At 62.9% G+C, this 15,060-nt stretch carries 10 protein-coding genes; 4 read left to right on the forward strand and 6 right to left on the reverse strand.

What is annotated here, in order from left to right:
- Positions 1–24: 24 nt before the first annotated feature.
- The 3 genes from AC3ITN_RS15100 to sucC all read right to left on the reverse strand — a co-directional run bounded on the left by AC3ITN_RS15100 (position 25) and on the right by sucC (position 4,484).
- Complete coding sequence (locus AC3ITN_RS15100; protein ID WP_489391031.1) at positions 25–1,659, reverse strand: NAD+ synthase; 1,635 nt, start codon at positions 1,657–1,659, stop codon at positions 25–27.
- A 603-nt stretch (positions 1,660–2,262) separates the two neighbouring features.
- The gene (gene sucD, locus AC3ITN_RS15105; protein ID WP_313347966.1) at positions 2,263–3,138 is read right to left on the reverse strand and encodes a succinate--CoA ligase subunit alpha; all 876 of its coding nucleotides are present in this window, start codon (positions 3,136–3,138) and stop codon (positions 2,263–2,265) included.
- A 176-nt stretch (positions 3,139–3,314) separates the two neighbouring features.
- Positions 3,315–4,484: an ADP-forming succinate--CoA ligase subunit beta gene (sucC, locus tag AC3ITN_RS15110; RefSeq protein WP_332808074.1), complete on the reverse strand. Its 1,170-nt coding sequence runs from the start codon at positions 4,482–4,484 to the stop codon at positions 3,315–3,317.
- A 349-nt stretch (positions 4,485–4,833) separates the two neighbouring features.
- On the opposite strand from sucC, the gene AC3ITN_RS15115 reads away from it, so the two are divergent.
- From AC3ITN_RS15115 to AC3ITN_RS15125, 3 genes are all read left to right on the forward strand, one after another.
- Positions 4,834–6,447 carry an ATP-binding protein gene (locus AC3ITN_RS15115; protein WP_313347968.1) on the forward strand — a complete coding sequence of 538 codons (1,614 nt, stop codon included), beginning with the start codon at positions 4,834–4,836 and terminating at the stop codon, positions 6,445–6,447.
- 64 nt (positions 6,448–6,511) lie between these two features.
- Entirely contained in the window at positions 6,512–7,894 is a 1,383-nt protein-coding gene (locus AC3ITN_RS15120) for a sigma-54-dependent transcriptional regulator (RefSeq protein WP_489391032.1), read from the forward strand.
- Between the two features lie 579 nt (positions 7,895–8,473).
- Positions 8,474–9,022 carry a SymE family type I addiction module toxin gene (locus AC3ITN_RS15125; RefSeq protein WP_489391033.1) on the forward strand — a complete coding sequence of 183 codons (549 nt, stop codon included), beginning with the start codon at positions 8,474–8,476 and terminating at the stop codon, positions 9,020–9,022.
- Positions 9,023–9,826: 804 nt separating this feature from the next.
- Here the strand turns inward: AC3ITN_RS15125 and AC3ITN_RS15130 are convergent.
- Positions 9,827–10,234, reverse strand: coding sequence for a hypothetical protein (locus tag AC3ITN_RS15130; protein WP_489391034.1), 408 nt, complete (start codon positions 10,232–10,234; stop codon positions 9,827–9,829).
- 172 nt (positions 10,235–10,406) lie between these two features.
- Here AC3ITN_RS15130 and AC3ITN_RS15135 point away from each other — a divergent pair, with 172 nt between their 5' ends.
- A complete protein-coding gene (locus AC3ITN_RS15135) occupies positions 10,407–10,787 on the forward strand; it encodes a helix-turn-helix transcriptional regulator (protein WP_489391035.1) in 381 nt (126 codons plus the stop codon).
- Between the two features lie 223 nt (positions 10,788–11,010).
- Here the strand turns inward: AC3ITN_RS15135 and AC3ITN_RS15140 are convergent, their stop codons facing one another.
- Both AC3ITN_RS15140 and AC3ITN_RS15145 read right to left on the reverse strand, forming a co-directional pair.
- A complete protein-coding gene (locus AC3ITN_RS15140) occupies positions 11,011–11,385 on the reverse strand; it encodes a DUF6869 domain-containing protein (RefSeq protein ID WP_489391036.1) in 375 nt (124 codons plus the stop codon).
- 508 nt (positions 11,386–11,893) lie between these two features.
- Positions 11,894–14,935: a spermine/spermidine synthase domain-containing protein gene (locus AC3ITN_RS15145; protein ID WP_489391037.1), complete on the reverse strand. Its 3,042-nt coding sequence runs from the start codon at positions 14,933–14,935 to the stop codon at positions 11,894–11,896.
- Positions 14,936–15,060 lie beyond the last annotated feature (125 nt).

Raw genomic sequence — 15,060 nt, forward strand, 5'->3', positions numbered from 1 at the left:
ACGCCCCGCCCCGCTGTAGATCATTCAGCCCTTGTAGCCGTTGCTGATCGGGTAGCGCCGCTCGCGGCCGAACGCGCGGCGCGAGACCTTCGGGCCCGGTGCGGCCTGGTGGCGCTTCCACTCGCTGGTGCGCACCAGGCGCAGCACGCGGTCCACCACCTCGGCGGCGTAGCCGGCGGCGACGATTTCCTCGCGTGACTGCTCCTGGTCCACGTAGCGGTACAGGATGCCGTCCAACACATCGTAGGCCGGCAGCGAATCCTGGTCGGTCTGGTTGGCGCGCAGCTCGGCCGATGGCGGACGTGAGATCACCGCTGGCGGAATCACCGGGGCACCGCCCACGGTATTGCGCCACTTGGACAGACCGAACACCTCGGTCTTGTACAGGTCCTTCAACGGCGCGTAGCCGCCGCACATGTCGCCGTAGATCGTGGCGTAGCCGACCGCGTACTCGCTCTTGTTGCCGGTGGTAAGCAGCAGCCCGCCGAACTTGTTGGACAGCGCCATCAGGATCACGCCGCGCGCGCGCGACTGCAGGTTTTCCTCGGTCACATCGGCCGGCTGGCCTTCGAACATCGGGCCCAATGCGGTCATCAAGCCTTCGAACACCGGTTCGATCGATACCGCTTCCAGTTTCACGCCCAGCGCGCGGCACTGCTCGGCGGCGAGGTCGTTGGACATGCCGGCGGTGTAGCGCGACGGCAGCCGTACCGCGGTGACGTTGTCCGCACCCAGCGCGTCCACCGCCATGGCCAGCACCAGCGCCGAATCGATGCCGCCGGACAGGCCCAACCACACCTTCTTGAAACCGTTCTTGCCGCAATAATCCTTGATGCCGCGCGTGACCGCGCGCCACGCCAGCGCGTCCATGCTTTCATCGCCGTCGTCGATCCACTCCAGCGGCTGGAAGCGGCGCGTCGGTGCGTCGTAGTCCACCACCAGCCACTGGTCGGTGAATGCGGCGGCGGCCGGATGCACCGTGCCGTCGCCATCGGCCACGACCGAGGCGCCATCGAAGGTGAGCGCGTCCTGCCCGCCGACCATGTTGAGGTAGACGATGGCCGCGCCGCTTTCGCGGGTGCGCTCGGCCAGCAGTGCATCGCGCTGGGCATGCTTGCCGCGTTCGTAGGGCGATGCATTGGGCACCACCACCAGCTGCGCGCCTTCGCGCACGGTGTCGGCCAGCGGCTCGGCGAACCACAGATCCTCACAGACCAGCACGCCCACCGGCACGCCCTTCAGCTCGAACACGCAGCTGCCACCGTCGGGGTCCACGTCGAAGTAGCGGCGCTCGTCGAATACCGCGTAGTTGGGCAGCTCGCGCTTGCGGTACGTGTGCTCGACGCGGCCCCCGCGCAGCACGCTGGCGGCGTTGTACACGACGGCACCTGCGGCTTGCGGCCACCCCACCACGGCGGTGATGCCCTGGGTGCTTTCGGCAATGCGGGTCAGGGCCTGCTGGCAGTCGTACAGGAAGCCGGGGCGCAGCAGCAGGTCTTCCGGCGGATAGCCGCTGATGGCCAGTTCCGGGAACACCACCAGCTCGGCGCCGTATTCATCGCGCGCCTCGGCGATCATCGCGATGATGGTGTCGGTGTTCTGCGCCACGGCGCCTACCGGGAAATCAAACTGCGCCATCGCGATGCGGATCGACGTCATGGGGTAAAGCCTGTGGTTGCGATGGGGCATTGTAGGCGTTTCGCGGCAATGATCGGCCGCGTAGTGCCGGCCGCTGGCCGGCTCCCCGCGGCGTCTGATCGGCCATGTAGTGCCGGCCGCTGGCCGGCTCCCCGCGGCATCTGATCGGCCATGTAGTGCCGGCCGCTGGCCGGCTCCCCGCGGTGTCTGATCGGCCACGTAGTGCCGGCCGCTGGCCGGCTCCCCGCGGTGTCTGGCGGCATCCTGGGGAGCCGGCCAGCGGCCGGCACTACCTTGGGGCGGGCGGCATCCTGGGGAGCCGGCCAGCGGCCGGCACTACCTTGGGGCGGGCGGCATCTTGGGGAGCCGGCCAGCGGCCGGCACTACCTTGGGGCGGGCGGCACCTTGAGGAGCCGGCCAGCGGCCGGCACTACCTTGGGGCGGGCGGCATCCTGGGGAGCCGGCCAGCGGCCGGCACTACCTTGGGGCGGGCGGCATCTTGGGGAGCCGGCCAGCGGCCGGCACTACGCTTGAAAGCAGAAAAGCCGCCCTTGTGGGGCGGCTTTTCCTTTGCCGACTAACAGTCGGCGCTACGCGTTGTCGGCCGCGTTGCGGCCGGCGCGCTTATTTCACCAGCTTGGCGATGGCAGCGCCCAGGTCGCCCGGCGAGCGGACGGTGACCACACCGGCAGCTTCCATGGCGGCGAACTTGCCTTCAGCAGTGCCCTTGCCGCCCGATGCGATCGCACCGGCGTGGCCCATGCGCTTGCCGGCCGGAGCCGACGCGCCGGCGATGAAGCCAACCACCGGCTTCTTCACGAACTGCTTGATGTACTCCGCACCGGCTTCCTCGGCGTCGCCGCCGATTTCGCCGACCATGATGATGCCTTCGGTCTGCGGGTCTTCGTTGAACAGCTTGAGGCAGTCAACGAAGTTCAGGCCGTTGATCGGGTCGCCACCGATGCCGATGCAGGTGGACTGGCCCAGGCCCACTTCCGTGGTCTGCTTGACCGCTTCATAGGTCAGGGTGCCCGAACGCGACACGATGCCGATCTTGCCCGGCTTGTGGATGTGGCCCGGCATGATGCCGATCTTGCACTCGCCCGGGGTGATCACACCGGGGCAGTTCGGACCAACCAGCACGGTGTCCGGATGGGCACGGGTCAGCACGTTCTTCACGCGCAGCATGTCCAGCACCGGAATGCCTTCGGTGATGCACACGATGACCTTGATGCCGGCAGCAGCGGCTTCCAGGATCGCATCGGCCGCGTACGGCGGCGGCACGTAGATGACCGAGGCATTCGCGCCGGTGCTCTTCACGGCGTCGGCAACGGTGTTGAAGACCGGCAGGTCGATGTGGGTCGTGCCGCCCTTGCCCGGGGTCACGCCGCCAACAACCTGGGTGCCGTACTCGATCATCTGAGTGGCGTGGAAGGTGCCCTGCTGGCCGGTGAAGCCCTGCACGATCACCTTGGTGTTCTTGTTAATCAAAACGGACATGTCTTGAAGTCCTTCGTAAATTATTTGGACCGGCTTCGGATGGGATGACATCGCCCATTGGTCGATGTCCGTACCGCATGCCACCAGAACCCCCGTCACTCCGCGTTGCGGAGTGCCAGCCCCCTTGACTCAAGGGGGCAAATCACGGTTCTGCCAGCGATCCGATGCCGTAAGAATTAGGCGGCGTTCTTGACAGCTTCGACGACCTTCTTGGCACCGTCGTTGATGTTGTCGGCCGGGATGATGGCCATGCCGCTGTCACGCAGCAGCTGCTTGCCTTCTTCTACGTTGGTGCCTTCCAGGCGCACCACGACCGGAACCTTGACGCCCACTTCCTTGACCGCAGCGATGATGCCTTCGGCGATCATGTCGCAGCGGACGATGCCGCCGAAGATGTTGACGAAGATGCCTTCGACCTTGTCCGAGGACAGGATCAGCTTGAACGCTTCAATGACGCGCTGCTTGTTCGCACCGCCGCCCACGTCCAGGAAGTTCGCCGGCTCGCCGCCGTTGAGCTTGATGACGTCCATGGTGGCCATGGCCAAGCCGGCGCCGTTCACCATGCAGCCGATGTTGCCGTCCATGGTGACGTAGTTGATGTCCAGCTCCGAAGCGGTCACTTCGGTTTCGTCTTCCTGGGTCTTGTCGCGCATGGCAACCAGCGCCTTCTGACGGAACGCGGCGTTGTCGTCGCTGTCGAACTTGCCGTCCAGCGCGTACAGGTTGCCGTCGTCCAGGATGGCCAGCGGGTTGATTTCAACCAGCGCCAGGTCCTTTTCGTTGAACAGACGGTACAGGTTCACCATGATGCTGGCGAACTGGCCGGCCTGCTTGGCGGTCAGGCCCAGCTTGAAGCCGAAATCACGGCCGTGGTAACCCTGCACGCCTTCAACGAAGTCGACGTTGAGCGAGTGGATCAGCTCCGGGGTTTCAGCGGCAACCTGCTCGATCTCCACGCCGCCTTCCGAAGAGGCGATGTAGGTGATGGTCTTGGTGCCACGGTCAACCAGCACCGACAGGTACAGTTCCTTGACGATTTCACCGGCGGTGGTCACCAGCACCAGGTTGACCGGCAGCTCGACGCCGGCGGTCTGGTAGGTGGCCATCTTGGTGCCGAGCATCTTGGCCGCAGCGGCCTTCACGTCGTCGGTGGTCTTGCAGAACTTGACGCCGCCAGCCTTGCCGCGACCGCCCGCGTGGATCTGTGCCTTCACCATCCAGGGGCCCTGGCCCAGGGCGTTGGCGGCAGCGACCGCTTCATCCGGGGTCGCCGCGACCTTGCCGGCCGGGACGGGAATGCCGTACTCGGCAAGCAGCTGTTTTGACTGGTATTCGTGGAAATTCATGCGTCACCGTGGGAATAGGAACGACCGCACGCATCTCCAAGGCTCCCTCACGGGTCACCGGCACGGACCGCGGCGGGCCCACTATTGTGGACGAGCCGGCGCGCAGGCGCAAAGAAACCCGGCCTGTGGCGTGAAGAGCCGGAGTTTTTCACGGTCATTCAGGCAGTTGCGCGGGTGGCGGCATGCCGGCGGTGGGTCGGGAATGGGCAGAATGCGCGACCGGCGCCCGGGGCTGGCCCGATCCGGGGATGGCGTGCCTATACTGGCCCCACAACGGGCCGGCCCGGTCCGTTGACGCAGCCGGGCATGGCCCGGCTCTACCAAGGGCAGCCAGAAGGGGAGTTCCGGCGTGTCACCCAATGCTTCACTGATCGACCGCATCGAGTCCATGCCGAAGCGGGAGCTGTATTTTTTCGCCCTGTACCGTGTGCTGATCGCGGCGGTGATCGCCGCCCTGCTGTTCAGCCCGCTGAGCGGGCTCGTGGGCGAATCCACCCACCCCCGGCTGGCATCCGTGGTCAGCGGCAGCTATCTGGCGCTGTCGATGCTGATCCTGATCGGCGGCCGCAACGACCGCTGGCTGCGCCCCATCGTGGTCGGCAGCCTGGCCGTGGACATCCTGGCCACCGTGCTGCTGGCCCATGCCCTGCCCGGCGCCAGCGCCGGCCTGTCGATGGCGCTGCTGTTCAACATCGCCGCCGCCGCCACGCTGCTGCCGCTGTCGATGGGCATCGCCATCGCCGTGACCGCCGGCGTCGCCACCGCCGGCGAGTACGCCTGGAACCTGCTCGAGAACGGCCAGCCCAACCGCACCCTGGCCGAGCTGGCGATGTTCATCACCAGCTTTCTGGCCCTGGCCTTCATCAGCTACCAGGTCGGCAACCGCGCCCGTCGCAACCAGCAGCTGGCCAACCAGCGCGGCGACGAGGTGGCCAACCTCTTCGAGATCAACGAACTCATCATCCGCCGCATGCGCACCGGCGTGCTGGTGGTCGATGCCGCCAACCGCATCACCCTGGCCAACGAGGCCGCCTCGACCCTGATCGGCGACAACGACGGCAACAGCGGCACCGGCCGGCTGGAACTGGGCAGTGCTTCGCCCGACCTCAGCCGCCGCCTGCAGCGCTGGCGCAACGGCTGGAACAACGAGGAAACCCCGCTGCAGCTCTCGCCCGACCAGCCCGAAGTGCAGCCCCGCTTCGCCCGCCTGCTGGCCGGCAGCGACCTCACCCTGGTGTTCCTCGACGATTCCAGCGTGGTCTCGCGCCGCGCCGAGTCGCTCACCCTCTCGGCCATGGGCCGCTTCTCGGCCAGCCTGGCCCACGAGATCCGCAACCCGCTGGCGGCCATCAATTACGCCGCGCAGCTGCTGGAAGAGTCCGCCGCCATCGGCGACACCGACCGCCGCCTGCTGCAGATCATCAACCAGCAGTGCCAGCGCACCAACGGCATCGTCGAAAGCGTGCTGGGCCTGGCCCGTCGCGAGCGCGCCAACCCCGAGAACCTGGACCTGGCCGCCTTCGTGCGCCGCTTCGTGCTGGAGTACAAGCAGAGCCTCACCCTGGAAACCGACAGCATCGAGCCGATCATCAGCGAATCCTCGGTGCATGGGCTGGTGGACCCGCGCCACCTGCACCAGATCCTCACCGTACTGGTCCACAACGCGCTCAAGTACGGCCGCACCGGCCAGGACCCGGCCCGCGTGCGGCTGCGGGTGGCCCGCCAGGACCGCTCGGCCGTGATCGACGTGATGGACCGCGGCCCGGGCATCCCTGAAAAGGTCGTGGAGCAGCTGTTCCGCCCGTTCTACACCACCTCCGAGCACGGCACCGGGCTGGGCCTGTATATCGCCCGCGAGCTGTGCAAGGGCAACCAGGCCAGCCTGGAGTATGTGTCCGTGCCGGCCGGCGGCGCCTGCTTCCGCCTGGTGCTGGCCGGCCCGCACACGATGTTGCCGCAATGAGGCGCTACGCTGCTGGCGTCAAATGTTTGTCGTTATCAACCGCACTCGGCTATCTTTCCCCCATATGAACGAAAACCGCAGCGCCCTCGTCGTCGACGACGAACGCGACATCCGCGAACTGCTGGTACTGACCCTGGGCCGCATGGGCCTGCGCATCAGTACTGCCGCCAACCTCGCCGAAGCGCGCGAGCTGCTGGCCAGCAACCCCTACGACCTGTGCATCACCGACATGCGGCTGCCCGACGGCAACGGCATCGAGCTGGTGACTGAAATCGCCCAGCACTATCCACGCACCCCGGTGGCGATGATCACCGCGTTCGGCAGCATGGACCTGGCGGTGGAAGCATTGAAGGCCGGCGCGTTCGATTTCGTCAGCAAGCCGGTGGACATCTCGGTGCTGCGCGGCCTGGTCAAGCACGCACTGGAGCTCAACAACACCGAGCGCCCCACGCCGCCGCTGACCAGCGACACCACCGCGCGCCTGCTGGGCGATTCGGCGGCCATGGACGTGCTGCGCAACACCATCACCAAGGTCGCCCGCAGCCAGGCACCGGTGTACATCCTGGGCGAATCGGGCGTGGGCAAGGAGCTGGTCGCCCGCACCATCCACGGCCAGAGCGCACGCGCGGCCGGCACCTTCGTGCCGGTCAACTGCGGCGCCATTCCGTCGGAGCTGATGGAGAGCGAATTCTTCGGCCACAAGAAGGGCAGCTTCAGCGGCGCCCACGCCGACAAGCCGGGCCTGTTCCAGGCCGCGCATGGCGGCACCCTGTTCCTGGACGAAGTGGCCGAACTGCCGCTGCAGATGCAGGTGAAGCTGCTGCGCGCGATCCAGGAAAAATCGATCCGCCCGGTGGGCGCTTCTGCCGAAGTACCGGTGGACGTGCGCATCCTTTCGGCCACGCACAAGGACCTGGGCGAACTGGTGGAGGACGGCCGCTTCCGCCACGACCTGTATTACCGCATCAACGTGATCGAACTGCGCGTGCCGCCGCTGCGCGAGCGCCGCAGCGACCTGCCGCAGCTGGCCGCCTCGATCCTCGCGCGGCTGGCAAAGACGCATGGCCGCCCGACTCCGCTGCTGGCGCCGTCCGCGCTGGAAGCGTTGGGCACCTATCACTTCCCTGGCAACGTGCGCGAACTGGAGAACATTCTGGAGCGCGCGTTGGCGCTGGCCGAGGGCGACACCATCGGGGCGACCGACCTGCGCTTGCCGCAGCAGGGTGTGCCCCGGCATGGCGGTGCGCCAGTAGCGCCGCATGAAGAAGCGGTGGTGGACCTGCCGGCCGGGAATGGCGCGCTGCCGTCGTACATCGAGCAGATGGAGCGCACCGCGATCCAGAAGGCGCTGGAAGAGAACCGCTGGAACAAGACGCGGACGGCGGCGCAGCTGGGGATTACGTTCCGGGCGTTGCGTTACAAGCTTAAAAAGTTGGGAATGGATTAAGCGGCACCATTGACCGTAGAGCCACGCCCTGCGTGGCTGCCACGTAAAAACGCAACACCCTCAATCCAACGGCCGCCAACCGGACCGGCATCGCCGGGCATTGCGATGGACACGCATGGCGTGTCGCTACCGGTTACGTGCACACCGGGCATTACGATGGACACGCACGGCGTGTCGCTACCGGTCACTTGGACGCCGTCACCCGCGTAGTGACACGCCATGCGTGTCCCTCGCAATGTCCGGCAAACATGACGCCAACACCCCAACAAAACGGCACCGCCGTCGCACTGTCCGCCAAACCCAAGCCGGTCGCGACATGCTGTGGGCAACGCCTACCAAACCCTGCAGAACCAACAGACACAACCAATTAGCCACCGATCACATCACAGCCCATGGTGTGCGACGGAGCTTCGAATCTCCAAGATCGGTCAAAATTATGGACGTCCCATGTCGGGAGGGTGGCTAATACAAGACCCCTCATCCGGGGAAATACGCCACGCCGCACGCTCGCACGCGGATTTGAACCTCCCGGCTCCCTTGCCCTACCGGCAAGGGAGATTTTCCCCATGGAGGCTTCCCATGCGCTCGGCACGCGACACCGCACTCTTCCCCGAAGTCCATCTACCCACAGCCGCACGACCGCGCCACTACACCGTGCGCGCCCACACCTATGCGTGGATGGACGCCTTCAGCGGCGGCACCGTGCCCTGCCTATCGGTACACGGCCACTGGCTGGGAAGTGCGGGCTTCAAGATCGGCGCAAGCGTAAGTGTCGAGGCGACCATCGGCCAGCTGGTGATCACGCGGGTGGAATTCCCCGAGGAAGACCGGCGGCGCCACTCCACCGCCTTCGAAAGACACATTGCCAACCGCAACCGCACAAAGGCGGCCAGCGACGTCGTGCACGAACATCCCGGCTGGCTGGTGCGCGAAAAAATCCTCGCCCCCATGGGCGCCTCCACCCTGGACTTCGCCCACGCCATCGGTGTCTCGCAGGACTTGGCCGAATGCTTTTTGGCTGGGGACCACGATGTAGACACAGACCTCGCTCAACGTTTGGGGCCGTTCTGCCGCACCTCGCAAAGGCTCTGGCTGGAACTACAGCACAGGCATCGGCCAGTGCGGTAGAGCAGGGCCCTAGCTGGCTGCTCTGCCCCGTCGCCGGCCAACGAGTGCCGCCCGAGGCGACAGCTTGCGGCCACTACATCAACTGGCAGCGCCGAATGGGCATGGCACTTTGTCATGAGAGGCGGGACAGTAGATACATACACAGGGCGACCAGACCCGCTACTGACAACCCGCATGCCAGTTTTCTAGTCGGCGCCACCCATGCAGCCACGCAACCAGCCGCAGCTACCGCAGCCACAAACGCGAACATCAACAACGCCATCTCGGCGCCAGGAAACCACGCCGCAGAACAGGTTGGCACGCTCACTGCGGGGTCGGGCCGCGATAGATCAGTGGTCCACTCCCTGCTTCGATAATGGGCAGGGCAAATTTGCATTAACAATCCGTGAAGCGATCCCAGCAGGATGAACATTGCAATGAAACTAACGAAGGCAGCAGGTACCAATGCGGCCCATCGCAATTTCCGGGTCATGATGACCTCTTGGATCGTGGAGGAAGGGGTCGGGGCGGCGCATGGAACTCACGCATGTATCCGGACGCAAATCGATTTTTCCACCCAGAGAAGGGTACCTTGTTGTAGATGCCTTTAATTCCATCATAGTTGAACCACATGAACTCCGTAGCCCCCCCCCACCGAGTCGATGATCCATACTTCTTGTGGAGCTGCTCCGCGATTGAGTTGTCACCTTGACCAGAGCGGCAACCTTTGAAATCCACCGGGTCGTCTGACTTCGACCCCGTGACAACCTAACGAGTCAGCCAGACCCGTGGATCGGTGCACAGCAGAGACTGTGTACGACTGGCTCACCTGCGACCTATCCCCTGACTGGGATAACTATCAATGTGGCAATGCACTTGCCAGTCACCCTGAGCCAATCGCTCAAACTCTCTGAATGATCTCTTATACTCGATCGAGAACAGATGACCGTCGACACACCACACTCTGCCGCGAAGCACCAACGCGCCAGCGTTTGAAGTGACATCGACCACGGCCATCTTGAATACGTCAGATCGCTCAAAGCAAAGTTCTTTGGGGAAATCCACTCCTCGCCATCCCAACACCCAAAAGTTGACCTCTTTACCGTCTGGGCTGCGATGAACCTTGTTGAGTGCAGCAACCTGTGCATTCCACAGCCGAGCTTCCGTTTCACGCAGCTCTCGACCGACTGATCCCAGGATGGCCATCTCCAACCTGGAGAGCTTCAGACGCATGCCTAGGAGGCGCTTTAGTACATCAATCACGGACATCCTTCGTATAGATGGGCAGAGCTTCTACCACTTTCGCTCTTGCCGACACGACGTCCAAGTGCATCGTAGCGGCACTCAGCGATGGTGATGCCAGACTTCAGAGCCTGCACGAGTTAGTTGCGCGAATTCCACTTCGTTGTTCGTCTACTGTCAATCAATTGTCGAAGCGACCATCGGCCAGCTGGTGATCACGCTGGTAGAACTCCCCGAAGGAGACCGGCAGCGCCACTCCACCGCCTTCGAAAGACACTTTGCCAACCGCAACCGCACAAAGGCGGCTAGATACGCCGTGCACGAACATCCCGGCTGGCTGGTGCGCGAAAAAATCCTCGCCCCCATGGGCGACTCCTCCTTGGACTTCGCCCACGCCATCGGCGTATCGCAGGACTTGGCCGAATGCTTCCTGGCCGGCGACCATGATGTGGATCTAGACATCGCACAACGGTTGGGGCCGTTTTGCCGCACCTCGCAACGGCTATGGATGGCGCTGCAGCAGAAGCATCAGTTGGTTAGGTAGTGTTAGACGAAAATGGGCCTCCAATGCACCTTTTGTAACTGTTGCCCTGATCAGCCTGCGGCAAACGTCAAGCCATTTAATCGCCTGCCGTGGACGCCGCGGGAACCCAGCACATCACGTCCAGGCTGCCATCGGAAACGCCTTGCCGCTGATGGTGCGTTGAACTCTTCTCAGCGAACAACGTTTCTCATCACACATCCAACGGCAGTGAATCCATGAGCTTTCACACCCGCTTTGATAAGGACGCTAACCCTTTTGCCACTTCTGGCGACAGTGCATGTGGCCATACATGGACTAAGACCCCCGAGAAGGCGTTCTTCTCCGACGTGTATGACTCAATGGCTTTCAATGTGAATTGGCCATGCAAGCTCAACAGAGTTTCCACAGGGCCAGCACCCAAATTCTCCAGTACCCAAGGGTCGGAGCAAGATTCAAAGATCTCGACAACCAGTCCCCATGCCTGTTCCGGCTCCTCAATACACATCATATTGAGCTCACTGGCGGACCATTGGGAGTCAACTTGTAAAGCGGACCCATCAGTGGCGCCCTGCAAGGCGACCCAAGCACTCGCCAAAGCTTGTCTCTTCGAAAATTCCATTAAAAGCTACCTCGGTGCAGGCTGATTGGGGACTGGCTTCGTTGCCCATTCCCAAGCATCGGAAGGATAACCTTTGCAATTCATTGCGTCTGCCACCTCAAGGTATCCGCGGAGGTTGACCTGCCAAGATCGGAACTGCTGCTGGTGCCCCGCCCATGACATCTTTCCGGTTGGCCGAGTTGTGAAAAGGTCCATGCCATCCTCGCGCATATCCCAGTATCGTTTCTTTACAACCGCAAGGATGGTCCGGATCGTCGCGTAGATTTTTTCACACTTATCTTGTACGGGGCACGCATCCTCAGTCTTTGCGCTATCTCTCGCCAGCGACGCCGCAGCTGCGAGCCCGGCTGCGCCTAGGCAACCTATCGACGCGACTACCGCTGGAGCCCACCTCGTCCACCATCAGAACAGCCGGACGGAAGCGCATGAGCCCCATCGCTCGACTGCGCAGCCGCCAGCTCACGCGCGAAGCCCATAACGAACGACGGCGCGGCAATACAACGCGATCTCACGGGGCGGATTCGTCTTTTACCCTCGTCGCCAGCAACGTCAGCAGGCGCAACGGCGCGTCACCTTGTGAGCGTCGATTCAGACGAGCCCAGTAACGCTCGACCAACCGTTCAGCCACCTGCGAATCGCGCCCCGAAAGCGCGGCATACTGCATCGCACCGAACACGTAGCGGCCAGAAACAGGATCCGCCAATAGTGCTTCGCCATGCTCTCCCTCGAACAAGGACACGCCACGTTGAATCACCTCAACATGACGATTCCCGGCTACCGCTGACATCAGCGCCAGCGCTCCATCTACCGTGTCGTCACCCGAAGTGCAGCGCAACCATTCGGGTTTACCCCACATACGCTGCAATCGCGCCGGATCCAGGCGTGCAGCTGTCTCGCCGCCAAGCGAGAAGATCATCGTCGTATCGCGCTCTGGGCGCGCGCCCAAGGTGCAAGCAGCAGCCAGCCCCCGCAAGGCCTCCACCTGAAGGCCGCTGAAGGAAGACGGCAGCTCACCAGCGCCGACGCCCGGCTCTACCAGTGCAGTGAAGATCCGATTCGACTCAGAGCTCTTCCTTACGGCCTCGAGCGGCATCGAGTACGGCTTATCGGCTGCAGGATCCATCCCCGGCTCGGGTCCGCCAAGGTAATGAATGATGGGCCACGGCGCCCTTTTAAGATCATAGAAGTCGTCGGTCAGTGCATTCTCGAAGCGAGCCTTTGGCGCCTCGAGCTTTAAGACCGGGAACATGTCGGAGTTCACTTTGTGCGGATATAGCCCGAGGTATGCCTCAAGCCCTCTGCGATCCATGACCATCGTGTCCTGCAGATCACGAAGGTTGTCTACGCCGATGCGGGCTAGATCCTTGGCAAGCGGTGGCTGCTCGAAGACAGCCGAACTCAGATCTGGCACCTTGCCGTGCGGCGACGCCACGAGAATGAGATCGGTGTCATTGGCCAGGAACGCCTTTGCGTCCTTGAAGTTGAGCAACAGAGCAGACAGTACCGAATTCACGAGCTCTGGCGTGATTTCGTATAGCTGCACCCATTGCACGAACAAACCATCCTCGTTCAACTGACGTGGAACGTATTGATAGAACTCCATACTAAAGAGCGAGGCAGTGCCTCCCATCCATGGGTTGGATGGCTCAGAGATGATCAAGTCGTACTTCTGCGGTACGGAAGCAAAGTAGGCTTTGGCATCGTCAATGACGACGTGTGACCGTGGATCGTTGAAGGCCCGCTCGACACGATTGCCAAGGTGGCGCGCTCCCTCCACCATCACAGGCTCGATCTCGACGGTATCGACGCGCCCAACCTTGCCATGCCCCAGCAAAGAGTGTGTGGTCATTCCCGAGCCGAAGCCGATCACGCCGACTCTGTCGAAGCCGTCGCGCATCGACAAGGGCAGAGCAGCCGCAAGCATCATCGTAGTCTCATCGGGAGGCACCACCGAAACATCGCTGTAACCAAGACCCGCATCCACCTTTCCATTCGTGGAAATCATGCGGATCTCTTGCCCCTTCTCACCGAACTCGAAAACGGCCACCGTTGCGGTTTTTCCGTCCTTGAAGAAGATCGGCTTGGCCGTTCCGCCCAGCGAAGTTGCACCCGTCCGGTACACCGACGAGTTGAGCACTGCGGGATCGAAGGTGACCAACATGACCGAAGCCACCACGGCCGCCGCAGACATAATCACCGCTGGCAGGAACGAAGGCAGCTTTCGATCGGTGAGAGGCGGTGCATATCGCGCGAGCAATACCAGACCCAACCCCATGTCGATCACTGCAGCGATCAGCAGCGCATACTTCAACCCGAACAACGGCATCAGCAGGTGCACAGCCGCCAGAACGCCAATGATCGCGCCTACGGTGTTGAACGCGTAGGCCTGACCTATCGCCTTCTCCCCATGCCCTTGGCGCAGCAGAGCAAGCGTCAGCAGTGGCAACGTCATTCCTGCGAAGAACGCTGCCGGGAACATCACCAGCAATGCGATGCCTGCGCTGGCAAGGTTATAGAGGCCGTAGCCCTCGGCACTGCGAACGATAACCCTCATCAACCAGCCAACCCACTCGAACGCGTTGGCATAGACAAACATTGAAGCGAGCGCTGCGATACCCATCAACACCTGGATCCAGCCAGCGGTTGCCAGCGGCGATACCAATTTATCGGCGCGGCTTTTCAGCCACAGCCCACCCAGCGCGATTCCCATGATGAATGAGGCAAGCATCAATTCGAAGGAATGTACGGTGGTACCCAGTGCAAGCGACAGCATCCGGATCCAGGTGATCTCATAGACGAACGAGGCTGCCCCCGTCAGACCCGCAGCCAGCAGGATTAATACTGGCGACGACAGTGCACTGCCTTTCGCTGTATCTATGGGCGACGGCCCGGCAGTCATATCTGCTATAGGCTCCGGCAGCTCCCGCTTGCTCAGCGGGTAAACCAGAATGGCCACGGCGATGTTGATCAGGCCTGCCGTAAATACCGTACCAGGCATACCGATTGCGGGCAGCATTACGTACGTAGATGCCAGTGCGCCGATCGCAGCGCCTAGACTGTTGGAGAAGTACAGGCCCGCCAGCACCCGACCTTGCCCGTGTTCCTGCAGCCGAATGTAGCCGGCGCTCATCAACGGGAATGTGGCCCCGAGCAAAATGCACTGCGGCAACACCATGGCCGCCGCCAAGAGCCACCGCACGTTTTGCAGTTGCCCGGCCGGAAGCATCGGCAACAACTGCTCATAGGCCCAACCGGTCAAGCCTTGGTAGATGCCGTCAAAGAAGAGGCCCAGCACACCGATCAGCACTTCGATCAGCGCATACGCCAGCAGTGGGCGTCGCACTCTACTGCTCCAGCGACTTACCAGCCAGGCACCAATCGCCATGCCACCCATGAACAGGATCAGCACCAGCGATTGAGCATATGAGGAGTGGCCGAGGAACAGGCCGAGATACTGCGTCCAGATGGACTGGTAGATCAGTCCGGAAAACCCTGAAAGCACGAATATCCACAACAGCCACGTACCTGCCCTGCTCTTTGCCAACGCCATGCGTGCATCCCCATCGCTTGCCACAAGGCCAAACGGCCTGCATTGAAGTCTGTCGCCAAGCACGGCACCACATTGAAGCGGCGGCAGCGCCTGGCAATCGAAGGTTGGGCCCAGCTCCCCGCCGG

The sequence above is a fragment of the Stenotrophomonas sp. KH_036_B genome (genome assembly GCF_057839485.1).